At 57.2% G+C, this 435-nt stretch carries 1 protein-coding gene; it reads left to right on the plus strand.

The genetic code is table 11. The annotated features are described in order from the left end of the window. Positions 1–435: IS3 family transposase (locus KW838_RS29275; protein WP_218504374.1), on the plus strand; the 435-nt coding region annotated here is incomplete at both ends.

The following is a 435-nucleotide window of genomic DNA, read 5'->3' on the forward strand; positions in this document are numbered from 1 at the left end:
AAAGATCATTCTCGCTGATCAATGAGCTGGACGAGCAGTACGGCGTTAACAATTGCTGTCGGGCGTTTGGAGTCACCCGCAGCAGCTTTTACGCCTGGCGTCAGCGCCAGGGCAAGGTGAATCCTGAGCGGGAGAAACTTAAGGCCGTGCTGGTCAAGCATCATAAGGAATCCAGAGCGTCCGCAGGGTCTCGCACCCTGTCCAAGGAACTGCAAGCCAAAGGGCATCGTGTCGGGCGACATATGTCTCGCAGCTTGATGCGCGAAGCCGGTGTTGCCAGTCATCAACGGCGGCGGCACAAGTACAAATCTTCCGGCGTTGAGGCGCTGGTGGCGCCGCATGTGCTCAAGCGCAAGTTTGATGTCACGGCGGTTAACCAAGTGTGGTGCGGCGATGTGACCTACATCAAAGTCGGCACGCGCTGGATGTATTTCG

Source organism: Pseudomonas sp. PDM27 (assembly GCF_019219205.1).
Taxonomy (GTDB): domain Bacteria; phylum Pseudomonadota; class Gammaproteobacteria; order Pseudomonadales; family Pseudomonadaceae; genus Aquipseudomonas; species Aquipseudomonas laurylsulfatiphila.